This window comes from Catenulispora acidiphila DSM 44928, from assembly GCF_000024025.1.
Lineage (GTDB): Bacteria > Actinomycetota > Actinomycetes > Streptomycetales > Catenulisporaceae > Catenulispora > Catenulispora acidiphila.
Genome location: NC_013131.1, coordinates 1,453,876 through 1,476,124 on the forward strand (window position 1 = coordinate 1,453,876; position 22,249 = coordinate 1,476,124).

Below are 22,249 nucleotides of genomic sequence, written 5' to 3' on the forward strand. Positions count from 1 at the left end.
CCGGCGGGTGCGGGCGTCTGCTTTGATGAGAACTCCCAGCAAGAAGTCCGCAACCCGGACTCACGAGAAAGGGCCGCCGCCGAGATGGGCGAGTTCGTACGCGTGGAGACTGACGGAGCGGTGGGCGTTATCCGCCTGGACCGCCCGAAGATGAACGCGCTGAACGTGCAGGTGCAGCGGGAGCTGCACGAGGCGGCCGGGCAGGTCGGCGCCGACGAGGCGATCCGTGCCGTGGTCATCTGGGGCGGCGAGCGGGTTTTCGCCGCCGGTGCCGACATCAAGGAGATGGAGCAGATGTCCTACGCGGACATGGCGCACCACTCCGGGCGGCTCCAGGACGCCTTCAAGGCGCTGGCGAACATCCCCAAGCCGGTCATCGCCGCCATCACCGGCTACGCCCTGGGCGGCGGCTGCGAGCTGGCGCTGACCGCCGACTTCCGGGTCGCGGCCGAGGACGCCAAGCTGGGCCAGCCGGAGATCCTGCTCGGCCTGATCCCCGGCGCCGGCGGGACACAGCGGCTGCCGCGGCTGATCGGTCCGGCGCGGGCCAAGGACCTGATCTTCTCCGGACGGCAGGTGGACGCCGCCGAGGCGCTGGCCATCGGGCTGGTGGACCGCGTGGTGCCGGCCGCCGAGGTGTACAAGACCGCTCTGGAGTGGGCCGGCACTTTCGCGGGCGGTCCGGCGTTGGCTCTGAAGGCGGCCAAGGAGGCCGTGAACCGCGGGCTGGAGGTGGATGTGGACACTGGTCTGGAGATCGAGCGGCTGCAGTTCACCGGGACGTTCGCGACCGAGGACCGGACCGAGGGCATGCGCGCCTTCGTCGCCAAGGAGAAGGCCAGCTTCACCGGGCGCTGAGGCGCCCGCGCAGGACCCCGGGACCCGCCGAGGGGCCGCCGGGGAACCCGATGAGGCCAAGGGAGGCGTCACGGCCATGGAACAGCTCCCACAGGCAGCCCGGGACCGGATGGACGAGATCCGGAACTCCGGCACCTGGGGCTCGGCCCTGACCACCAACGAGTTCGCCGCCGTGCGCGCGGCCGGCTTCGAGCCGGTCGGCCAGGTGCTGGGCTCGTGCGTGTACCACCTGGGCTACACCGGCGCCTACAACTGCCCCGGGGCGTGGATGGGCGGCGCCGGCTACACCTCGACCTCCACCGGCCGCTACTCGGCGTACGGGCCGCTGACGCAGTCCCTGTACGAGGCCCGGCGGCTGGCCGTGGACCGGATGAGCACCGAGTGCACGATGCTCGGCGGGGACGGCGTGGTCGGCGTGCGCCTGGCGATCCGGCGGTTCCCGGCCGGCGGCCTGGAGTTCACCGCGATCGGCACCGCGGTGCGCGCCGCGAACAGCGCGGTGAAGCTGCGACAGCCGTTCACCTCCCACGTCACCGGCCAGGAGTTCGCCAAGCTGATGATGAACGGCTGGGTCCCGGTCTCGCTGGTGCTCGGCATCGCCATCGGCACCCGGCACGACGACTGGTGGACCCGGATGTCCTCGCGGCGCTGGGCCGGCAACCAGGAGGTCGCCGGCTACACCGATCTGGTGAACCAGACCCGGCACGCCTCGCGGGCGGAGCTGGCCCGCAACGTGCGCGGCGTGCACGCCGACGGCGTTGTGGTGTCCTCCATCGAGCTGGAGATCCGGGAGCGCGAGTGCCCGGTGACCGACGGGCAGCGCGACCACATCTGCGAGGCGACGGCGATCGGCACCGCGATCGCGGCGTTCAAGACCAGCGGCCAGCCGGCCCGGACCGGCTCGCTGGCGATCATGTCGCTGGACCCGGAGCGGCGCGCCGCCGCCCGGCGTGAGACTTCTGTGCGATACCTGTGACGTTCCGCAACGAGACGTTCCGCAACGAGGGCCGGAGAGGCGAAGAACATGGCTGACAAGATCGCGCACACCGCCGAGGGCGTGCCCGAGGACGCGATGCGGCGCCTGGCCGAGCTCAAGCCCGGCTCGCCCGGGTCGATCTTCACCTCGGACCTGTCGGTGAACGAGTTCCTGCTGGTCAAGGAGGCCGGGTTCCGGCCGCTGGGCCTGGTCCTGGGCTCCTCGATCTACCACGTCGGGCTGCAGGTCGCGCGCTGGGGCAAGAGCCAGGAGCTGGACGTCCTGAGCCAGGCCATGTACCACGCCCGCGAGCTGGCGATGTCCCGGATGGAGGCCGAGGCCGACGCGCTGGGCGCGGACGGCATCGTGGGCGTGCGCCTGGAGGTGGAGTTCAAGGAGTTCGGCGCCGACGTCGCGGAGTTCATCGCGATCGGCACCGCGGTCAAGGACGACGGCAGCGGCCAGCACGGCGAGGTCACCTGGCGCAACAACAAGAACCAGCCCTTCACCTCGGACCTGTCCGGCCAGGACTTCTGGACCCTGATCCGCGCCGGCTACGCGCCGCTGGGCATGGTCATGGGCTCGTGCGTCTACCACATCGCGCACCAGCGCTTCGGCGCCGCGCTGGGCAACATCGGCAAGAACGTGGAGCTGGAGCAGTTCACCCAGGCCCTGTACGACGCCCGCGAACTGGCTATGGCTCGCATGCAGGCCGAGGCCGAGGCGCTGCACGCCGAGGGCATCGTCGGCGTCCAGCTGCGCAACCACAGCCACACCTGGGGCTCGCACACCACGGAGTTCTTCGCCCTCGGCACCGCCGTCCGCCCGCTGCGCCCGGACCACCAGATCCAGCGCCCGACGATGGTCCTGAGCCTGGACTAGGAGAGCCACGGATCCCCGAACAATGGTTGAGTAGGCGGTATGAGCACTGACAACCTGCCGGAGCCGACGTCCGGCGACGACGACGTCTCCGCGGAGCTGATCGCGGCCTCCCTGCGCGCCGACACCGCGGACCTCGAGGTCTACGCGCGGGTGCTGTCCACCAACCTGATCGAGACCCTGCCGCCCGGCGCGGTCCGGCTGGAGCGCAAGCGCAGCCTGGCCGACCGCGCCGCCGGCCGCGAGGGCCGCGTGGAATCGGTGGACGTGACCCTGGGGGAGCAGCGCATGACCCTCCGCCTGGCCAAGCACGGCCCGGTAGGCGAGGTCTGCAAGGAGGTCCGCGGCATCGTCCTGTCCCGCCAACAGGTGGCCCTCGACGTCTGGATCCAGACCCTCTCCGCGGCCATCGCGGACACCGCGCGCTCCAACGCCAAGGCCCGCGAGGTCCTGCAACGCTTCGTGCTCGGAGAATAAAACCCCGCCACCATAAGAACCAGGTCACGAGTCGGCAACGGCGCGCCCCTCGAACTGGCGCGCCAACCCGCCGATTCGGCAAAGTGGCGACTCACGCATGCCCAAGGGCACAGCACCCCCGCCACACGGAAGCACGGTCCAGCACATGACGACGCCGCTCGACCCCGGGCCCGACCCGGAACCCCCCGGGCAGCGGCGCGGTCTCGAGAGCTACCCCGAGTTCTTCGCGTACCCGATAGACCCCAACATCCACGAAACCGCGGTGATCCCCCGCATCCAGCCGGGAGCGACACCACCGTATCAGATCCCTTATTCCCCCACCCCGTATCCCGAAGCAGCCGACGAGACGATCGAGCCTCAGGCCGCAGCATCGCAGCCGGTGTATCCGGAGACTTATATAAAGGACAAGCCCGCAGCCGATCCGCAGGCGGTTTCTGAGCCCTGGGCACACCATTCGGCGCCACCGCAACAGCCGCAACAGCAGCAAGCAGCTCCGCAGCAGCAGCCGCAGTCGCCACCATCACCGCTGCCACCGCAACCATCACCGCAGCAGCGATCAGCAGCATCCCCGCAGCAAGCATCACCGCAAATGCCGCTGTCGCAGCAGCAATCAACAGCGCCGCAGCAGCCACAGCCATGGCCGTCGCCGCAGCAGATGCAGATGCAGTCGTCGCCATCACCGCAGCAGCAATCAACAGCGCCGCAGCAGCAGTCGCCAGCATCATCGGTGGCGCAGCAACCGTTCCCGCAGCAGCAGCAATCTTCAGCGCCGCAGCCGCCAGCACCATCGGCGGCACAGCAGCAGCGATCAGCACCGCCGCAGCAGCCGCAGCCATGGCCGTCGCCGCCGCAGCAAAAGCCGCAGCAATCGGCCTGGTCTCACCTCTCGCAACCCCCATCCCCGCCACCGCTCCCACCCCCGGCACCCCTCCTCTCGCCACCCTCACCACCCCCGCCCCGCGCCCGCACCCAGTCCCGCGCCCCCGGCCGTCGCCGCGCCAAGCGCAGCTGGGCCGCATCGCTGTGGCCGTTTCAGGCGCTCGGCCGTCCTGTGGCGGCGAACAGTCAGCACATTCGGTCGCGCTCCACCACCGCGACTGTTTGGCGCAAGCTTCGTGCTGATCGGGCGGCGGTGTTCGGGGGCTGCACTGTGGTGGTGCTGGTTCTGCTGGCGGTGTTCGCGTCGGCGATCAGTGGGTTGTTCGGGGTCAGTCCGAATGGGCTGCATCCGGAGCTCACTGATGCCACGTTCGGGCCGCATGGTGGCTTCGGGGGTATCAGTTGGGCGCATCCGCTTGGGGTGGATCAGCGGATGGGGCGGGATCTCTTGGCGCGGCTGCTGTTCGGGGCTCGGGTGAGTCTGCTGATGGCCGGTGGGGCGACGTTGCTCAGTGTCGGGTTGGGGGTGGCGCTGGGGGTGGTGTCGGGGTACCTCGGGGGGCGCGTGGATTTGGTGATCATGCGGGTCGCCGATGTGTTTCTGGCGTTTCCGTTGATGTTGTTCGCTTTGGGGCTCACGGGGGCGTTGTCGGACTCGGCGTTCGGCTTGTCGGGCAACGCGTTGCGGATCGCGATCATGATTTTTGTGATGGGGTTCTTCAACTGGCCCTACATCGCGCGGATCGTGCGCGCTGAGGTGCTCTCGTTGCGGGGGCGGGAGTTCGTCGACGCCGCGCGGGCCATGGGCGCCTCGACGCGGTGGATCGTGTGGCGGGAGCTGCTGCCCAACCTCATGGCGCCGATTCTCGTCTACACCACCCTGCTCATCCCGGCGAACATCGTCTTCGAAGCCGGATTGTCCGCATTGGGCATAGGTCTGGACCCGCCTGCCTCTTCATGGGGGCAGATGATGACCGATGCGGTCGCCACCGTGTACACCGACCCCGAGTATCTGATCGTGCCGGGCATGGCAGTATTCATCACCGTGCTGGCGTTCAACCTGTTCGGCGACGGATTGCGGAACGCCACCGATCCCACCGCACAGTGACGCTTCGCGGCACGACGCTAGCCATGAAGAAGGAAACCGCTGTGATACCTAAGTTCTCGATCCGTGCGGGAGCCGCCGCGGCGGCGCTCGCCCTGGTCCTGTCCGCCTGCGGCTCGAGCAGCGGCGCGGGCGGGGGTTCGGCCATGGGTCCGGGCTTCGACCTGGCGAGCAAGCAGGTGCTGAACGCCTCGACCAAGACCGGCGGCACCATCAACCTGGTCTCCTCGCAGTCCTTCGACTCGATCGACCCGGGGGTCACCTACTCCGCGCAGACCTGGAACCTGTTCCGGATGTTCGCCCGGCCGATGATGGCCTACGAGCACACGCCCGGCGGCAACCAGATCGTCGGCGACCTGGCCACCGGCCCGGGCGTGCAGTCCAACGGCGGCAAGAGCTGGACCTACACCCTGCGCGACAACGCCACCTTCGAGGACGGCACGCCGATCACCTCCGGCGACGTGCGCTGGGCCATCGAGCGCTCCAACTGGTCCTCGCTGGTCGGCAACGGCCCGACCTACTTCCACAACATCCTCACGCCGCCGAACGACCCGCGGTTCACGGACCTGGACGTGTACAAGTCCGGGGACAAGATGTTCGACAACATCATCGTCACCACGGACCCGAAGAAGATCACCTTCAACCTCCCGCAGGCCTTCGGCGAGTTCGACTACGTGATGACCATGCTGCAGACCGCTCCGGTCGAGCGCACCGTGGACGAGAAGGACTCCGGCGACACCTACGGCAAGCGGCCGGTCTCCACCGGCGCCTACAAGATCGCCAGCTACTCCCCGGGCAAGGAGCTCAAGCTGGTCCGCAACGCCGCCTACAACCAGCAGTCCGACCCCAACCACATGCACACCTCGCTGGCCGACGCCGTCGACGTGCAGCTCGGCGTGGACTCCGGGGAGCGCGACCAGGAACTGCTGGACGGCCAGGCCGACGCCGACCTGGGCTCGGCGCTGACGGTGGCCAACCACGCCAAGGTGCTCCAGGACCCGACGCTGAAGTCGCAGACCGACGACGCCCCGGACTACTCGATCGCCTACTCCTCGATCAACACCGAGCTGATCCCGGACGTCCCGTGCCGGCAGGCGATCGAGTACGCGGTGGACAAGAACACGGTGCTGAACCAGCTCGGCGGGCAGTGGGGCGGCACGGTCGCCACGAACCTGCTCACCGCCGGCATCCCCGGCGCGGTCCAGTTCCCGACGTACACCTACGATCCGGCCAAGGCCAAGACCCTGCTGGCGACGTGCAAGACGGCCGACCCCGCGCTGTTCGACAGCAGCGGGGCGCTGACCTTCAAGATCGCCGCGCAGACCAACGCCCCGGACCTGCAGAACGCCGCGACCGCGATCCAGGCCTCGCTGGCCGGCGTGGGCATCAGCACCCAGGTGACGCTGTTCCCGTTCGGCCAGTACAGCCAGTACTGCGGCAACCAGGCCTACGCCAAGGCGCACCGGCTCGGCATGTGCCTGGCCAACTGGGGACCGGACTGGCTCACCGGCTACGGCATGCTCGACCAGCTGGTGACCTCCAACGGCATCGCGGCCACCGGCAGCCAGAACTACGCCTTCCTCAACGACACGACGGTCAACTCCCTGGAGAAGGAAGCGCTGTCCAGCTTCGAGCCGAGCACCCAGCAGCAGGACTGGGTCAAGATCGACCACCGCGTGATGGACCTGGCGGCGTACGTGCCGCTGATGGACCGGCACATCATGCGCTTCCGGTCCGCCAAGCTCTCCAACGTGATGATCGACCAGGCCGGCAGCGGCGGCTACGACCTGTCGGTCCTGGGTCTGAAGTGACGCCCCGCCGCGCGCCGGGCCGCCGGCGGCCGACCAAGCCGCCCCGGCCCGGCGCGCGGCGTCATCTCCATGAAACGAGCGAAAGCACCGGCGGCATGACGACCTTCCTCCTGAGGCGGGCCGTCACCGCCCTGATCCTCATGCTCGGCGTGGTGATGGTGACCTTCGTGGTCTTCTACGTCGTGCCCGCGCTCGGCGGACGCACGACCGACCAGCTCGCCGCGCAGTTCGCCAGCCGCGACCCCTCGCCGGAGCAGCTGCTGCTGATCAAGCACCGCCTCGGCCTGGATCAGCCGCTCTACGCCCAGTTCTGGGACTATCTCAAGGCCATGGTGGTGGGCATGAACCTGCCCCCGGGCTCCGGCGCCTCGCACTGCTCGGCGCCGTGCCTGGGCTACTCCTGGCGGCTGCACGACTCGGTGCTGGCGCTGATCCTGGACCGGCTGCCGGTGACCGTCTCCATCGCGATCGGCGCGGCGGTGCTGTGGCTGGTGCTCGGCGTGGCCGGCGGCGCGGCCTCCGCGGTGTCGCCCGGCGGCGCGGCCGACCGCGTCATCCGGATCGCCGCCCTGCTCGGCGTCTGCCTGCCGGTGGTGTTCATCGGCCCGCTGGCCCGCTCCCAGCTGGCGTGGCTGTTCCCGTCGGTGTCCTATTACTCGTTCCTGCACAACCCCTTCATCTGGGCCGACCATCTGATCCTGCCGTGGGTGACGCTGGCGCTGGGCTACTTCGCGCTCTACACCCGGCTGACCCGCTCGGGCATGATCGAGGCGTTGTCCGGACAGTTCATCCGGACCGCGCAGGCCAAGGGACTGCCGGGCCGGCGTGTGCTGTGGCAGGCGCTGCGCACGACCCTGCCGACCGTGGCCACGGTCTTCGCCATGGACCTGGGTCTGCTGCTGGGCGGTGCGGTGCTGGCCGAGAAGATCTACGGTCTGCACGGCATCGGCGATCTGGCGCAGAACGGTGTGGACGGCCAGGATCTGCCGGTGGTGCTCGGCGTCACGTTGTTCGCAGGGCTCTTCATCGTTGTCGCCAACTTCGCGGTCGACGCCGCCTATGCTGTGCTGGACCCGCGCATCCGCCTGGACTGACGCGGCCGAACGCGCAGCCGGGACGCCCGGCCGGGCGCGGAGCCGGGACGCCGGCCGGGCGCGGAGCCGGGACGCCGGCCGGGCGCGGCGTGACCGGTATCCGCGCGCAGTGGCCTCCCGCCTACCTTAGGTAGCTGATCACTTCCCCTCTAAGGCACTGTCTGTCAAGGGGCAAACGCCTAAGGATCGGGTCTGTCGCCGGTAACACCCCGTTAACCGAAGGGGTCGTTACCATCGGCTTTTCAGGTGGTGATGCCGCCTTCTGATACCGGCAAACAGCTCGATGACCGGCCGATCCAGGATTGATCACAGTTCGGACAAGGCTGCCCCAACCCCCTAGCCAAGCCGGGGGGCGAGGCGCCACTCTCCTGTGGAGGGCCCCGGCCCGACAGTGCAATGTGCAATACCACCGGCGTCTCGCTTCGGGGCGATCGCCGGGCGTGACGTGATCACGACTCCGCCCTGCCTGGCTTTCCGGTGCGCTCACAAGGCCTTCCGAGTCAGACGACCACCGAGGATTCACATGACAACGCTGCCAGGGGACGCCTCCACCCTGCACGACGACTTCGGCGACGAAGCCGCGCCGGACCCCGGCACCCCGGCGGCGAAGGCCATCGAGGGTCGGTCGCTGACGCAGATCGCCTGGTCGCGGTTGAAGAAGGACCGCGTGGCGATGGCCGCCGGCATCATCATCGCGGTGCTGGTCCTGATCGCGATCTTCGCCCCGCTGTTGGCCTCGGCGACCGGCAACTCCGACCCGAACCAGCAGTTCATGGACAGCATCGACCCCAACACGGCGATGCCGCTGGGCTCGGCCGGCGGGATCAGCTCCAACCACCTGCTGGGCCTGGAGCCGGTGATCGGCCGCGACGTCCTGACCCGGGTGCTGCTCGGCTCGCGCATCAGCCTGCTGATCGCCACCTCGGCCTCGCTGCTCTCGCTGTTCATCGGGATCGCGCTGGGCGTCATCGCCGGCTACTTCGGCGGGTGGATCGACACGCTCATCTCCCGCATCATGGACGTCTTCCTGGCCTTCCCGCTGCTGCTGTTCGCCTTGGCGCTGGCCGCGATCGTCTCCGACCACGCCTTCGGGATGTCGGGCGACACCTTGCACATAGCGATGCTGATCTTCATCATCGGCTTCTTCGGCTGGCCCTATGCCGGACGTATCGTCCGCGGCCAGACCATCGCGCTGCGCCAGCGGGAGTTCGTGGACGCCGCGCGGGTGCTCGGCGCCAAGCCGCGCCGGATCATCCTGCGCGAGCTGATGCCGAACCTGGTCGCCCCGATCCTGGTCTACGGCACCCTGCTGATCCCGGCGAACATCCTGTTCGAGGCCGCGCTGTCCTTCCTGGGCGTGGGTATCCGCCCGCCGACACCGTCCTGGGGCAAGATGCTCAACGACGCCATCGAGTACTACCGCGTCGACCCCGCGTACCTGATCATCCCGGGCGCGGCGATCTTCATCACCGTGATGGCCTTCAACCTGTTCGGCGACGGCCTGCGCGACGCCTTCGACCCGAAGGCCCACTGAGAAAACGAGAATTCCCCCGGCGTCGCACCGCCGGGGGCCCAGGCGGACTCACACCCGCTGCCATCTGCGAGATCAGCAAGATCAGTTGCACAGACACCGAAAGCATCCCACACCTGGTGGGGTGCCGGGCTGACCAAGGGGGTCCACCCGTTATGAACCGCTCCAAGCTGTTGGGAGGCGTCGCGCTCGCCGCGTGCGTCGCCCTGGCAGCCTCGGCGTGCTCCAGCTCGAAGACGAACTCCGGCTCGAGCGCGCCGACGACTGCCGTCACCACCCTGCCTTCGGGCAACACCAGCGCCGCCACCGGCTTCAACGCCGCCGTGACCGGCATCGTCCGCCCGACAGACGCCGAGGGCGGCACCATGACACTGGTGGACCGCTCCGACTTCGACTCGCTCGACCCGGGCAACACCTACGACGCCTTCTCCTGGTCGATCATCGGCGACTGGGCTCGTCCGCTGATGACCTACGCCCAGCAGCCCGGCAACGCCGGCGCCAAGGTCGTGCCGGACCTGGCCGAGGGTCCCGGTGTCGTGTCCAACAACGGCATGACCTGGACCTACAAGATCAAGCCGGGCGTGAAGTACCAGGACGGCTCCGTGGTCACCTCCGCGGACGTCAAGTACGCGATCGAGCGCTCCAACTGGGGCCAGGACACCCTGGTGAACGGTCCGGCGTACCTGCCGAACTTCATCCAGGACACCACGAAGTACGCCGGTCCCTACAAGGACAAGAACCCGAACGACGGCGTCTCCGGCATCACCACGCCGGACAACCAGACCATCGTGTTCAACCTGACCTCGCCGTTCTCGGACTTCGACTACCTGATGGCGCTCCCGGGCTCGGCCCCGGTGCCGCGGGCGAAGGACACCGGCGCGGACTACTTCAAGACGCTGCTGTCGACCGGTCAGTACAAGGTCGACAACTACCAGGTCGGCAACGAGCTGGACCTGTCGCCGAACCCGAACTTCGACAAGTCCACGGACCCGGACAAGCTGCACGTCGTCCGCGCCTCGAAGATCGTGGTCAAGCTCAAGCAGGACAAGGCGACGATCGACGACACGCTGTTCGACGGCTCGGCCAACGCCGACCTGACCGGCGTGGGCGTGCAGCCGGCCACCCAGAGCAAGATCCTGGGCGACCCGAAGCTCAAGGCCGACTCGGACTCCGCGTACGCGAACTCCACTGAGTACTTCGCGATCAACGCGACTCAGAAGCCGTTCGACAACGTGAACTGCCGCCAGGCCATCGAGTGGATCATCGACAAGGCCACGCTGCAGACCGAGGCCGGCGGCTCGCAGGGCGGCGGCGACATCGCCAGCACCATCGACCCGCCGACGATCCCGGGCTGGAAGGCCGGCGACCAGTACCTGACGGCGGGCAACAAGGGCGACGCCACCAAGGCGAAGGCCTCGCTGGCCCAGTGCAAGACCGCTGAGCCGGACGCCTTCAACGCCGACGGCAGCATCAAGGACACCTTCGAGATCATGACTCGCGACAACTCCACCAAGGAGGCGACCATGGTCCAGACGACGCAGACCAACCTGAAGTCGATCGGCATCAACACCACCATCGACACCAAGCCGTTCGACAAGTACAACTCGCAGTTCGCCGGCAACAAGACGTACGTGGACCAGCACAAGGTCGCCATCAGCTTCATGAAGTGGGGCGCCGACTTCCCGTCGGGCTACGGCTTCATGTACAGCCTGCTGGCCTCCTCCGCGATCCACCCGTCCGGCGGCTACAACCTGTCCTGGTACAAGGACGACGCGATCGACCAGGGCTTCACCAAGGCTCTGGGCGAGAACGACCCGACCGCCCGTGGCGCCGACTACGCGGCGATCGACCACCAGGCGCTGGCCGACGCGCTGGTCGTCCCGCTGATCTGGGACAAGAACCTGGTCTACCGGCCGGAGTCGACGACCAACGTCATCTTCAGCCAGGGCTACGGCATGTACATCTTCTCCGCGATGGGCGTGAAGTAACTCTCACCCCCTCGAAGGCCACTACCCTTCGCTTTCACAGATAGGCAGGTGAAGGCAAGGAACCCTGGTGGCGCCGGGGCGGACCCACAAGGTCCGTCCCGGCGCCTCCGGGCGACCGCCGCCGCACTCCGTGATTTCCTACATCATCAGGCGTCTGTTCTCAGCAGTGATACTGCTGTTCGTGATCAGCCTGATCACGTTCTTCATCTTCTACGTCTTCCCACGCCTGGGCGGGCAGACGACGGAGTCGCTGGCGGAACAGTTCGTCGGCAAGACCCAGAACCCCCAGGCGATCGCCGCGGTCATCCACCGCTTCGGATTCGACCAGTCGGTCTGGGTGCAGTACGGGCGTTTCATCAAGGGCATTTTCGTCGGGTACGACTACGACACCGGCACGCGGATGTCACACTGCCCGGCTCCGTGCCTGGGCTACTCGTTCAAGACCAACAACCTGGTGACCGACAGCATCGGCCAGTGGCTTCCGGTGACGATCTCCCTGGCCGTCGGCGCCTCGGTGCTGTGGCTGGTCTTCGGTGTCGCCGTCGGTGTCGCCTCCGCCCTGAAGAAGGGCAGCGTCGTGGACCGCGCCGGCATGATCACCGCGCTGGTCGGCGTCTCGCTGCCGGTCTACTTCGTCGGCCCGCTGCTGTCGCTGGTGTTCGTGGTCAACTGGCACATCCTGCCGGACCCCGGCTACGTCCACATCACCCAGGACCCCTGGGGCTGGTTCACGCACCTGCTGCTGCCGTGGATCGCCGTGGCGTTCGGCCTCGCGGCCCTGTACGCCCGCCTCACCCGGGTCGGCATGCTGGACACCATGAACGAGGACTTCATCCGCACGGCGCGGGCCAAGGGCCTGCCTGAGCGGACGGTCATCTTCAAGCACGCGCTGCGCGCGGCACTGACCCCGATCGTCACCATCTTCGGTATGGACCTCGGCTTCGCCCTCGGCGGTGTCGTGCTCGCCGAGCAGGTGTTCAACCTGCCGGGCATCGGGCGCGAGGCGGTCGACGCGGTGGGCCAGTCCGACCTGCCCGTCATCATGGGCGTCACGATCGTGGCCAGCGCCTTCATCGTGCTGGCGAACCTGGTCGTCGACCTGCTGTACGGCGTCGTCGACCCCCGAGTGAGGGTCTCATGAGCAACGAACCATCCGAGACGATCGTCGAGGACATAGCGCTGGAGAACACCAGCCCGCGCGGCTACCTGGACGTGCGCGACCTGAAGGTGCACTTCCCGACCGACGACGGCCTGGTCAAGTCGGTGGACGGTATCACCTTCCAGCTGGAGCGCGGCAAGACCCTGGGTATCGTCGGGGAGTCCGGTTCCGGCAAGTCGGTCACCTCGCTGGCGATCATGGGCCTGCACCGCTCGGCCAACGAGAAGAAGAAGAAGCGCGGCGCGCAGGTCTCCGGCGAGATCTGGCTGGACGGCCAGGACCTGGTCACCGCGAGCTCGGAGGAGGTGCGCAGGCTCCGCGGCGAGAAGATGGCGATGATCTTCCAGGACCCGCTGTCGGCGATGCACCCCTTCTACACCGTCGGTGCGCAGATCATCGAGGCCTACCGGGTGCACAACGACGTCCCCAAGGGCGTCGCCCGCAAGCGCGCGATCGAGCTGCTGGAACTGGTCGGCATCCCGCAGCCGCACACCCGCGTGGACGACTTCCCGCACCAGTTCTCCGGCGGTATGCGCCAGCGCGCGATGATCGCCATGGCGCTGGTGTGCAACCCCTCGCTGCTGATCGCCGACGAGCCGACGACCGCCCTGGACGTCACCGTGCAGGCCCAGATCCTGGACCTGATGCGGGACCTGCAGCGGGAGTTCAACTCCGCGCTGATCATCATCACCCACGACCTGGGTGTGGTGGCCGAGCTCGCGGACGACATCATGGTGATGTACGGCGGCAAGGCCGTGGAGTACGGCAGCGCGCACGACATCTTCAAGGCGCCCGAGCACCCCTACACCTGGGGTCTGCTGGCCTCGATGCCGCGGCTGGACCGGGAGCGGGCCGCGCGCCTGACCCCGATCCAGGGCAACCCGCCCTCGCTGATCAACGTGCCCTCCGGCTGCGCCTTCCACCCGCGCTGCCCCTACGGCGCCACCGAGACCGCCGGCCGCAGCGACACCGAGATCCCGCTGCTGGCCGCGACCGCACCGGGACACCTGGTGCGCTGCCACATGGACCCGGCCCGGCGCCGGGAGATATACACCGAGAAGATCCAGGGGTCGCTGTGAGCACGGAAACCACGGCGCAGACGTCCGAGACCTCCGCGGTGGAACCGGACGCGCTGCTGCAGGTCAGCAATCTGGTCAAGCACTTCCCGATCCGGCGCGGCCTGCTGCAGCGCCAGGTCGGCGCGGTGCAGGCGGTGGACGGGATCAGCTTCTCCGTCCGCGCCGGGGAGACCCTCGGCCTGGTCGGCGAGTCCGGCTGCGGCAAGTCCACGACCGGCAAGCTGCTGGCCCGCCTGGACGAGCCCACCGCCGGGCAGATCAAGTTCGACGGGCGCGACATCGCGCACATGAGCCAGGGCCAGCTGCGGCCGCTGCGCCGGGACATCCAGATGGTGTTCCAGGACCCGCAGTCCTCGCTGAACCCGCGGCACACCGTCGGCACCATCGTCGGCGCGCCCTTCCACATCCAGGGCATCCAGACCCCGAACGGCGTGAAGAAGGCCGTCCAGGACCTGCTGTCCCTGGTGGGCCTGTCCCCGGAGCACTACAACCGCTACCCGCACGAGTTCTCCGGCGGCCAGCGCCAGCGCATCGGCATCGCCCGGGCCCTGGCCCTCAAGCCCAAACTGGTCATCGCCGACGAGCCGGTCTCCGCCCTCGACGTGTCGATCCAGGCGCAGGTGATGAACCTCCTCGAGGACCTGCAGAACGAACTGAACCTGGCCTACGTCTTCATCGCCCACGACCTGTCGGTGGTCCGCCACATCTCCGACCGCGTCGCGGTGATGTACCTCGGCAAGATCGTCGAGATCGCCGACCAGGCCGACATGTACACCAAGCCGCACCACCCCTACACCACCGCCCTCCTGTCAGCGGTCCCCATCCCGGACCCCGACCGCAAGGACGGCAAAGCCGAAGGACAGGTGGAACGCATCCGCCTGGTCGGCGACGTCCCCTCCCCGATCAACCCCCCAGCCGGCTGCCGCTTCAACACCCGCTGCTGGAAGGCCCAGGACGTCTGCCGCACCCAGGAACCCCCCCTCCTGCAGATCGGCCCGCCCTCCGCAGCCGGCTACGCACACCAGGTGGCCTGCCACTTCCCGGAGAACGTGTAACCCCCCGCGCCCCACGCGCAGCCGCCAAGCCCGGCGGGAGCTTTCGCTCCCGCCGGGCTTTCGGCATTGTGGGGCCCGTGTTCTCCACCGACGCCGGCTCGCACGCCGATGATGAGATAGCCGACGGGACGTTCGAGGGTTATGAGAGGGCTGAGGAAGCGGGCGGTCCTGGCGAGGCGGTAGCTGGATCAGTTGCCGATGATGGGCTTCGGGCGGGCGGGTCTTTGGGTTGGGCTGAGAGCGCTGGTAGGTCCGGGGAGGCGGTAGCTGGCTCGGTGGGAGATGGCTCGCTTGCGACAGGCCAATCTTTCGGTTGGGCCGAGGAGCCTGGTGGTTCGGGGGATGCGTTGGCTGAGGCGGGCTGGGCTGAGGGAGCGGGCGGTCCTGGCGAGGCGGTAGCTGGATCAGTCGCCGATGATGGGCCTCGGGCAGGCGAATCCTTTGGCTGGGCTGAGGGAGCCAGCGGTTCTGGCGAAGTGGCGGCTGGCTCGGTTGCCGATGATGGGCGTCGGGCGGGCGAATCCTTTGGCTGGACTGAGGGAGCCAGCGGTTCTGGCGAAGCGGCGGCTGGCTCGGTTGCCGATGATGCGCCTCGGGCGGGCGAATCCTTTGGCTGGACTGAGGGGACTGGCAGCTCTGGGGAATCGGGCGCTGGCTCAGTCGCCGGTGGTGTGCTCGGGGTGGGGGAGTCGCTTGCCGAGGAGTCCTTCTTCGGGATGCACAGTGAGGCGGCGGTGGTCACCGGGATCGGGCTGGGGCCGGGGTTGCGGCGGGCGGCTCGGGTCTGTGTGGGGCTGATGCTGGTGCTCGGTGTGGTGTTCTGGGTGGTTCTGGCTTTGTTGTATGGCTATCGGGTGTTCTTTGAGGGTGCGCATTCGAATCCTGATATGCCGGGGCTGCCTGATCATCGTGCGTGGACCGCCTACTACCTGGTCGGTGGTTTGTGGGCGGTGGGGGTCGGGGTCTTCGGGCTCGCGGCGTTGGCTCGGGGTTCCGGGGCGCGGTTGCTGTGGTGCTTCGGTTGTCTGGTCACGGCGTTCTTCTGGCCGTTGGGCATGGCGGCGTCGGCTGTGGTGGTCGCGGCGCGGCGACCGGGTGTGGCGGTGTCGCGGCGGATCGCGGTGGCGTCGATCGCGGTGCTCGTGGCGGTGGGCGGATCGATGTGGCGCTTCGCTGCTCCGTCCGGCGATGGTGCGCGGGCGGTCTCCGTCGGCGCGGATGGTGATCTGCTGGGGACGTGGAAGTCGCGCTCTGGCATGTCGGTGCAGCTGCGAGAAGACGGCACCTATGCCGCCAGCGCCCTGTCCGGCGGCGGATTGGGTGACGGCGAGCCGGTACCGGCTTCGTCGGGGCTGTGGGATTCCGAGAGCACGGACGGCCACTCCGGCGTGCGCCTGCTCGTCGACGGAGATCTGGCGACCTCGCTGTGGTTCGACGTGTACCGCGCCGGTCCCGATCTGCTGCTGTGCGCCGGAACCGACGCCGACAAGCCCTGCCAGGTGGTGCTCCGCCGGTTCTAGTTCATCAGGATGCTGATGCCGCCGAGTCGCCCAGCAGCCGCTCCTTCAGCCGTGCCTGTACCGAATCGACCGTCACTCCGCCGTCCGGGTGCGGCTGCACCTTCCCTCGCCGCGCGAGGTCGTGCACGCCCTGGCGGCTGATGCCGAGCATCGCGGCCGCCACGGTGAACGACACCGCCTCGGCGTTCGGGTGCCCGGCGCGCAGGAGGACGGCGCGCCCGAACGGCGTGGTCCACCACTCGGTCGGCGGGTTGAAGGGTTCGTCGGACGGAAACAGGGTGCTGACCAGCCGGATGGCGGTCAGGCGCGCGTCGTCGTCGTCCGGGCCGAGCAGTTCCTCGGTCCAGACGAGCACGGCTTCGAAGGCTCGGCGGCGCAGATCCTTGTCGAGCCCGAACAGGACGTCGACCGGTCCCAGGACCCGCGCCTCGACGAGGCGGTTCAGGTCGCGGGCCAGCTCTTCGTGGGCGGAACGCCATGTGATGGCCAAGACGGACTCCTGTCGGTGTGGCCTCGCGGCTACTTGACGCATAGCGTCTAGTACTTGTCGTCAAGTGTCAAGTAGCCTGCTCTCGAATGGCCTGGTGAGAAATACGCACTGGTCCCGATCGGCACTGCCCCGGTATCTCAGCGGCCGGACTCGATCTCCTCCGCCTGGTCGCCGATCGTGCGTCTGATCTGCGCGCCGAGGCTCCTCGGCCCGTCGGCGTCGAGCGGGAGCCCGACCGCCTGGCCGAGCGCCGCGTCGGTCGCGCGCTCGGCGGTGCGGAAGACGCTGCCCGCGTTCCGCAGTTCGGTCACCGTGTGTTGTGCCTGCCGCAGGGCCCGCAGGGCACTGAGTCCGCGCGCCGCGCCGATCGCGTCGCGGGCCGCTTTCAGCTCGGCGAGCTCGGTCGCCAGCTGCTCCACCAGCACCGCGAGCTCCGCCGAGATCCGCTCGGCGCGGGCCAGGAACGCCGCCAGCGTCGCCGATCCGGCCAGTGCGCCGCCGACCGAGGCCAGTCCGAGGGTGAGCACGTCGGCCACCGCGGTCGCCGCCAGTTCGGCCGCCACCCACGCCGCGGCGTCGGTCACGATGCCGGTCACCGCGTCCTGCGCCGCGCCGGCCGCGACGCCGGCCCGGTTGAGCAGGTGCGCGGTCGCCGCCATCCCGAGCGCCAGCCGGTCCAGCGCCGTCAGATACGTGTCCATCGTGGCGCCGAACGTCCGCGCCGCCTCTCCGCGCCAGCTCCCCGCGACCGGCGCGCCGTCCTGCCGCAGCCGCATGGATATACCGCGCACCGCGACCGCCTGCTCCAGCCACAGCACCGCCGCGCCGTGCAGCGCCTCGGCGTCGCCGCTGACCCGCTCCAGCACGGCGAGCAGTCCCGCCTCGCGCAGCGCCCATTCGACCCCTGACGTCAGCACGCCCTCCAGCCCGCTCGGCGCCGCGCGATGCACCGGCGTGAGCATCGTGTCGAGCCTCGGCGGCTCCTCGACCGCCCACGCGAAGCCGACTCCGAACCCGTCCCCGGACGCCGTGCCCGCCTCCGCCGGGCCGCTCATCCGCGCGCTCCGTCGCCCGACAAGTCGTCGGATGCCCGCGCGTCCTCGGGCGTGTCCGCAGGCATGTCCTCAGGCACGTCCTCAGGCACATCCTCACCCGTCCCAGGTATCCCGATCCCCACCCCGAGCGCCGTCTCCACCGCGCCGGCGGCCCCGGCGACCACCCGATCGGCCGCCGAATACCGCGCCGCCGACTCGGCCAGCCCGAGCGTCGCCGCCGCCAGCCATCCGGTCAGCTCCCCGATCTCGGCGAGCATCCCGCGGTGGTGCGCGGCGTAGCGGTCGGCCAGGAAGCCCGACTGCGGCAGCCGGCCGAACCAGCCGCGCTCCACCCGCACCGCCGCCACCGCCTCGCCGACCGCCGCCAGGTCCGCGGCGCGGGCGTGCAAGGACTCGGCGTACGCGGTCAGGACCCGCGGCCGCACCTCGAAGGCGAACTCCGGACCGGTCATGAGACCACCCCCCTGGTCAAGGTCTTTTGATCATCCTAGCTGGCCACCATCCCTCACAGTAGTCACTCGGACACCTTGAGTATTCCCCCGCGCGGGCGATTCAATGGCGATTCCATGACGTGACGCGCGTCGCTCCGCGCGGCACTACCAAGCGGTAACTTTGTCGGGATACGATCCGGAGGAGGACGGCACCGTCGGCTTCCGCCGGGCCGCACCGCCAAGATGTCGAAAGCCTCGCCTGCCTGCCCCCGTGATCGGGTGACCTGTTTATTAAAATCAGGTCCGATCATGGCAAGCTGCGTAAGGAGAGACCGGAGAAGCCCTCAAGCAGGAGGTCGGACAGCGATCATGAAAGTCGTCGTCTGTGTGAAGCAGGTACCGGACACGGAGGCCGAGAAGCGGCTCCTCCCGGACACCCTGACCGTGGACCGGGAGAGCTCGAACCCGGTGCTCAACGAGATGGACGAGTTCGCCATCGAGGAGGCGCTCAAGCTCGTCGAGGCGCACGGCGGCGAGGTCGTGGTGCTGACCATGGGCCCGGACGGCGCCGACGCCGCGGTGCGCAAGGCCCTGTCGATGGGCGCGGACTCCGGCATCCTGCTGAGCGACCCGGCGCTGGCCGGCTCCGACGCCGCGGCCACCTCCTACGCCATCGCGCAGGCCCTGGGCACCACCGAGTTCGACCTGGTGATCCTGGGCTCGGAGGCCTCCGACGCCCGCACCTCGCTGGTCCCGGCGATGCTGGCCGAGCGCCTCGGCCTGCCGCAGCTCACCTTCGCCTCGAAGGTCGAGATCGACGGCACCGACATCACCGTGAACCGCCTCACCGACTACGGCCACGACGTGGTCAAGGCCACGCTGCCCGCGGTGGTCTCGGTGGTCGAGAAGATCAACGAACCGCGCTACCCCTCCTTCAAGGGCATCATGGCGGCCAAGAAGAAGCCGATCGCCCAGCTCGACGCGGCCGCGGCCGGGATCGACGCGGCTCAGGTCGGCGCCGCGGGCGCCTGGACCGCCGTGGCCGACGCCGCCGAGCGCCCGCCGCGCAGCGCCGGCGTGAAGGTGGCCGACGAGGGCGACGGCGGCGTGAAGCTCGCCGAGTTCCTGTCCGCGCAGAAGTTCATCTAAGGGAGCGTTGGAAGATGGCTGAGATCCTGGTCCTCGTCGACCACGCCGACGGCGCGGTCAAGAAGGTCACGCTGGAGCTGCTGACCAAGGCTCGCGCGCTGGGCACGCCGAGCGCGGTGTTCGTCGGCGCCGGCTTCGACAAGGCGGCCGAGAAGCTGGCCGAGTACGGCGCCGCCAAGGTGTACGTGGCCGAGGACGCCGAGCTGGACGGCTACGTCACCGCCCCCAAGGCCGAGCTGCTGGCCAAGCTGATCGCCGAGCACAGCCCGGCGGCCGTGCTGGTCGCCGCCACCGCCGAGGGCAAGGAGGTCGGCGCCCGCCTGGCGGTCAAGACCGGCTCCGGCATCCTCACCGACGCCGTCGACGTCAGCCCCGAACTGGTCGCCGAGCAGAGCATCTTCGGCGGCTCGAGCGTGGCGCACTCCAAGGTCACGCAGGGCACGCCGATCGTCGCGATGCGCCCGAACGCCACCGCCCCGGAGGCCGCCCCGGCCGCCGCCGAGCGCGTGGACGTCCATGTGGAGCTGACCGACGCCGCGAAGCTGGCGAAGGTCGTGGAGAAGGTCGTGCTCCCCAAGGGCGACCGCCCCGAGCTCACCGAGGCCTCGATCGTGGTCTCCGGCGGCCGCGGCGTCGGCAGCGGCGAGAACTTCGCCGTCATCGAGAAGCTGGCCGACGCCCTCGGCGCGGCCGTCGGCGCCTCCCGCGCCGCCGTGGACGCCGGCTGGTACCCGCACCAGTCGCAGGTCGGCCAGACCGGCAAGACGGTCTCCCCGCAGCTGTACATCGCCGCCGGCATCTCCGGCGCGATCCAGCACCGCGCCGGCATGCAGACCTCGAAGACCATCGTCGCCATCAACAAGGACGAGGAGGCGCCGATCTTCGAGCTCGCGGACTACGGCGTCATCGGCGACCTGTTCAAGGTGGTCCCGCAGGTCACCGACGAGATCCTCAAGCGGAAGTAGTTCCCTAGGGCTTCGCCGAGCCGCTTCGTCCACCCGCCGGGGTGGACGGGGCGGCTTTCTGGTTCCCGGAAGTGCTCGCACTCGCCGGGCCCCGCGACGGCGCGGGGGCGTGGTGGCCGGCGTGGGGGAGCAGCAGGATGCCGGCGGTCGCGGCGGCGCCCACGAGGGCTCCGAGGGCGGCGTAGAGCGGAAAGCGGGGACGCGGCGCGGCGCGGTGGTGCGTGGCGGCCGGGATCGGGGCGGGCAGCGGCGGGTCCGGGTCGAGGAGGAAAGCTGCGTAGGCGGCGCCGGGGCGGTTGTCGGCGTCTGACTCGCCGGCTGGATCAGTGGCGGAATCAGGGGCAGGTTCCGGAGTCGCGAAGCGCGGAAGCCCGGGAGACCGGATGCCGTGAGTCGGGGAGTCGGCCCGATCGCCAACGGCGCCGGCCGGCGCCTGCTGCGTATCGAGCGGCGGCACAGTGTCGGCGGCATCCGGTTGAGGGCTCGCATGATCCGAGACCCCTGCATCGCCGGCGCCTGATCGAGCGCCTGCGCCTGCCCGCCCCGAGATCCTGGGCACCCGGCCGGCGGGCGCTCGATCAGGCACGACGTCGCCCGCGCCTGCCCGCCCCGAGGTTCTGGGCGCCCAACCGGTCGGCGGCACGACGTCGCCGGCGCCAGATCGAGCGCCTGCCCGCCCCGCCCCCCGCCGCCGCGTCCCGCCCCGCGAAGGCTCCGTCACCGCGGCGTTCGCGATGTCCAGCGCGGATTCCGCGACCGTGTCGAAAGCCGCCGACACCGCCTTCACCCACAGCGGATCGGCGGCGGTGACCTGCAACCACGCGGCGAGTTCCGCCTCGCGGCGGGCGATGTCCTCCAGCACCGCCTCGGAGAGCCACAGCTCCTCGGGCGCCACCAGCGCCGCGATCTCCGGCGCGCTCGGGCGCTCGCCGGGGTCCTTCGCCAGGCTCGCGGCCAGCACCTCGGCCAGGTCGGCGGGCAGACCTTCGAGCTTCGGCGGCTCGTGCACGACCCGGTACAGCAGCGCCGCTCCGTCGCCGGCGCCGAAAGGGCTCTGGCCGCGGGCCGCGTAGGCGACCACGGAGGCCAGCGCGAAGACGTCCGAGGCGAACGTCGCCGGCTCGCCGACCGCCTGCTCCGGGGACAGGAAGCCCGGGGAGCCGATCAGGGCGCCGACCCGGGTCAGCCCGATGTCGTCGATGGCGCGCGCCACGCCGAAGTCGATCAAGCGGGGTCCGTCGCGGGCCAGCAGCACGTTCGAGGGCTTCACGTCGCGGTGCACCACGCCCGCGGCGTGGACTTCGGTCAGCGCGAGCGCCAGTCCGTGGGTCAGGGTGCGAAGTCCGGCGTCGGTCAGCGGTCCGAAGGCCATCGCCGCGTCGGTCACCGACGGTCCCGGCACGTACTCCGACGCCAGCCACGGCAGGTCCGCGTCGGCGTCCGCGGCGACCACCGGCGCGATCAGCGCCCCGCCCCCGACCGGGTCGCGCCCGATCTCGCGCGCCGTCTGCACCTCGCGCCGGAACCGCGTCCGGAACCGCGCGTCGGCGGCGAACTCCGGCCGCGCCACCTTCAGCGCCACCGCCTGCCGGTCCGGGCCCAGCGCCAGGTACACGCGGCCCATCCCGCCGACCGCGAGCAGCGTGAGGACGCGGAATCCCCCCAGATGGCGCGGGTCGTCCCCACTCAGCGGTGCCATACCCGACAAGCTAAGAGCGATCTCGATCGCTGGGAAGACCGTGACCGTT

Annotated in this window: 19 protein-coding genes; 15 read left to right on the forward strand and 4 right to left on the reverse strand. The window is 69.5% G+C overall.

Translation table 11 applies throughout. The annotated features are described in order from the left end of the window. Window positions 1-84: 84 nt before the first annotated feature. The 13 genes from CACI_RS06365 (at window position 85) to CACI_RS06425 (ending at window position 16,411) form a co-directional block, all read left to right on the forward strand. On the forward strand, window positions 85-858 hold the full coding sequence (locus CACI_RS06365; RefSeq protein ID WP_012785500.1) for an enoyl-CoA hydratase/isomerase family protein: 774 nt from the start codon (window positions 85-87) through the stop codon (window positions 856-858). A gap of 76 nt (window positions 859-934) precedes the next feature. Further along, window positions 935-1,834 (forward strand): heavy metal-binding domain-containing protein, encoded by a 900-nt coding sequence (locus CACI_RS45175; protein WP_012785501.1) that lies wholly within the window; start codon window positions 935-937, stop codon window positions 1,832-1,834. Window positions 1,835-1,882: 48 nt separating this feature from the next. After that, window positions 1,883-2,716, forward strand: a complete 834-nt coding sequence (locus tag CACI_RS06375; protein ID WP_012785502.1) for a heavy metal-binding domain-containing protein — start codon at window positions 1,883-1,885, stop codon at window positions 2,714-2,716. A gap of 39 nt (window positions 2,717-2,755) precedes the next feature. Further along, the gene (locus CACI_RS06380; RefSeq protein ID WP_012785503.1) at window positions 2,756-3,190 is read left to right on the forward strand and encodes a hypothetical protein; all 435 of its coding nucleotides are present in this window, start codon (window positions 2,756-2,758) and stop codon (window positions 3,188-3,190) included. 1,021 nt (window positions 3,191-4,211) lie between these two features. Then, window positions 4,212-5,177 carry an ABC transporter permease gene (locus CACI_RS54085; RefSeq protein WP_395994360.1) on the forward strand — a complete coding sequence of 322 codons (966 nt, stop codon included), beginning with the start codon at window positions 4,212-4,214 and terminating at the stop codon, window positions 5,175-5,177. A 23-nt stretch (window positions 5,178-5,200) separates the two neighbouring features. Next, complete coding sequence (locus tag CACI_RS06390; RefSeq protein ID WP_012785505.1) at window positions 5,201-6,985, forward strand: ABC transporter substrate-binding protein; 1,785 nt, start codon at window positions 5,201-5,203, stop codon at window positions 6,983-6,985. 95 nt (window positions 6,986-7,080) lie between these two features. Next, on the forward strand, window positions 7,081-8,079 hold the full coding sequence (locus tag CACI_RS06395) for an ABC transporter permease (RefSeq protein ID WP_012785506.1): 999 nt from the start codon (window positions 7,081-7,083) through the stop codon (window positions 8,077-8,079). Window positions 8,080-8,602: 523 nt separating this feature from the next. Beyond that, on the forward strand, window positions 8,603-9,613 hold the full coding sequence (locus CACI_RS06400; RefSeq protein ID WP_012785507.1) for an ABC transporter permease: 1,011 nt from the start codon (window positions 8,603-8,605) through the stop codon (window positions 9,611-9,613). A 152-nt stretch (window positions 9,614-9,765) separates the two neighbouring features. Then, window positions 9,766-11,598 carry an ABC transporter substrate-binding protein gene (locus CACI_RS06405; protein ID WP_012785508.1) on the forward strand — a complete coding sequence of 611 codons (1,833 nt, stop codon included), beginning with the start codon at window positions 9,766-9,768 and terminating at the stop codon, window positions 11,596-11,598. A gap of 130 nt (window positions 11,599-11,728) precedes the next feature. Further along, window positions 11,729-12,739 (forward strand): ABC transporter permease, encoded by a 1,011-nt coding sequence (locus tag CACI_RS06410; protein ID WP_012785509.1) that lies wholly within the window; start codon window positions 11,729-11,731, stop codon window positions 12,737-12,739. Then, on the forward strand, window positions 12,736-13,836 hold the full coding sequence (locus CACI_RS06415) for an ABC transporter ATP-binding protein (RefSeq protein WP_012785510.1): 1,101 nt from the start codon (window positions 12,736-12,738) through the stop codon (window positions 13,834-13,836). Before CACI_RS06410 ends, CACI_RS06415 begins: the two co-directional genes overlap by 4 nt. Further along, on the forward strand, window positions 13,833-14,891 hold the full coding sequence (locus CACI_RS06420; protein WP_012785511.1) for an ABC transporter ATP-binding protein: 1,059 nt from the start codon (window positions 13,833-13,835) through the stop codon (window positions 14,889-14,891). Before CACI_RS06415 ends, CACI_RS06420 begins: the two co-directional genes overlap by 4 nt. A 680-nt stretch (window positions 14,892-15,571) precedes the next feature. Then, window positions 15,572-16,411 carry a hypothetical protein gene (locus tag CACI_RS06425; RefSeq protein WP_012785512.1) on the forward strand — a complete coding sequence of 280 codons (840 nt, stop codon included), beginning with the start codon at window positions 15,572-15,574 and terminating at the stop codon, window positions 16,409-16,411. 4 nt (window positions 16,412-16,415) lie between these two features. On the opposite strand, the gene CACI_RS06430 is transcribed toward CACI_RS06425, so the two are convergent. The 3 genes from CACI_RS06430 to CACI_RS06440 all read right to left on the reverse strand — a co-directional run bounded on the left by CACI_RS06430 (window position 16,416) and on the right by CACI_RS06440 (window position 18,408). Continuing rightward, on the reverse strand, window positions 16,416-16,901 hold the full coding sequence (locus CACI_RS06430; protein WP_012785513.1) for a MerR family transcriptional regulator: 486 nt from the start codon (window positions 16,899-16,901) through the stop codon (window positions 16,416-16,418). Window positions 16,902-17,038: 137 nt separating this feature from the next. Beyond that, window positions 17,039-17,956 (reverse strand): WXG100 family type VII secretion target, encoded by a 918-nt coding sequence (locus CACI_RS06435; protein ID WP_012785514.1) that lies wholly within the window; start codon window positions 17,954-17,956, stop codon window positions 17,039-17,041. After that, window positions 17,953-18,408 (reverse strand): hypothetical protein, encoded by a 456-nt coding sequence (locus tag CACI_RS06440; RefSeq protein WP_012785515.1) that lies wholly within the window; start codon window positions 18,406-18,408, stop codon window positions 17,953-17,955. The genes CACI_RS06435 and CACI_RS06440 overlap by 4 nt, the downstream gene beginning before the upstream one ends. A 348-nt stretch (window positions 18,409-18,756) precedes the next feature. Between CACI_RS06440 and CACI_RS06445 the strand changes: the two genes are divergently transcribed. After that, window positions 18,757-19,536 (forward strand): electron transfer flavoprotein subunit beta/FixA family protein, encoded by a 780-nt coding sequence (locus CACI_RS06445; protein WP_012785516.1) that lies wholly within the window; start codon window positions 18,757-18,759, stop codon window positions 19,534-19,536. A 14-nt stretch (window positions 19,537-19,550) separates the two neighbouring features. Next, window positions 19,551-20,501, forward strand: a complete 951-nt coding sequence (locus tag CACI_RS06450; RefSeq protein WP_012785517.1) for an electron transfer flavoprotein subunit alpha/FixB family protein — start codon at window positions 19,551-19,553, stop codon at window positions 20,499-20,501. Window positions 20,502-20,505: 4 nt separating this feature from the next. On the opposite strand, the gene CACI_RS45180 is transcribed toward CACI_RS06450, so the two are convergent. Continuing rightward, window positions 20,506-22,200: a serine/threonine-protein kinase gene (locus CACI_RS45180; RefSeq protein ID WP_012785518.1), complete on the reverse strand. Its 1,695-nt coding sequence runs from the start codon at window positions 22,198-22,200 to the stop codon at window positions 20,506-20,508. Window positions 22,201-22,249 lie beyond the last annotated feature (49 nt).

Excerpts from the sequence above, each read along its gene's own strand:
- CACI_RS06365 (WP_012785500.1), top strand. The coding sequence starts at position 85 with ATGGGCGAGTTCGTACGCGTGGAGACTGACGGAGCGGTGGGCGTTATC.
- CACI_RS45175 (WP_012785501.1), top strand. The coding sequence starts at position 935 with ATGGAACAGCTCCCACAGGCAGCCCGGGACCGGATGGACGAGATCCGG.
- CACI_RS06375 (WP_012785502.1), top strand. The coding sequence starts at position 1,883 with ATGGCTGACAAGATCGCGCACACCGCCGAGGGCGTGCCCGAGGACGCG.
- CACI_RS06380 (WP_012785503.1), top strand. The coding sequence starts at position 2,756 with ATGAGCACTGACAACCTGCCGGAGCCGACGTCCGGCGACGACGACGTC.
- CACI_RS06390 (WP_012785505.1), top strand. The coding sequence starts at position 5,201 with ATGAAGAAGGAAACCGCTGTGATACCTAAGTTCTCGATCCGTGCGGGA.
- CACI_RS06395 (WP_012785506.1), top strand. The coding sequence starts at position 7,081 with ATGACGACCTTCCTCCTGAGGCGGGCCGTCACCGCCCTGATCCTCATG.
- CACI_RS06400 (WP_012785507.1), top strand. The coding sequence starts at position 8,603 with ATGACAACGCTGCCAGGGGACGCCTCCACCCTGCACGACGACTTCGGC.
- CACI_RS06405 (WP_012785508.1), top strand. The coding sequence starts at position 9,766 with ATGAACCGCTCCAAGCTGTTGGGAGGCGTCGCGCTCGCCGCGTGCGTC.
- CACI_RS06415 (WP_012785510.1), top strand. The coding sequence starts at position 12,736 with ATGAGCAACGAACCATCCGAGACGATCGTCGAGGACATAGCGCTGGAG.
- CACI_RS06435 (WP_012785514.1), bottom strand. The coding sequence starts at position 17,956 with ATGAGCGGCCCGGCGGAGGCGGGCACGGCGTCCGGGGACGGGTTCGGA.
- CACI_RS06440 (WP_012785515.1), bottom strand. The coding sequence starts at position 18,408 with ATGACCGGTCCGGAGTTCGCCTTCGAGGTGCGGCCGCGGGTCCTGACC.
- CACI_RS06445 (WP_012785516.1), top strand. The coding sequence starts at position 18,757 with ATGAAAGTCGTCGTCTGTGTGAAGCAGGTACCGGACACGGAGGCCGAG.
- CACI_RS06450 (WP_012785517.1), top strand. The coding sequence starts at position 19,551 with ATGGCTGAGATCCTGGTCCTCGTCGACCACGCCGACGGCGCGGTCAAG.
- CACI_RS45180 (WP_012785518.1), bottom strand. The coding sequence starts at position 22,200 with ATGGCACCGCTGAGTGGGGACGACCCGCGCCATCTGGGGGGATTCCGC.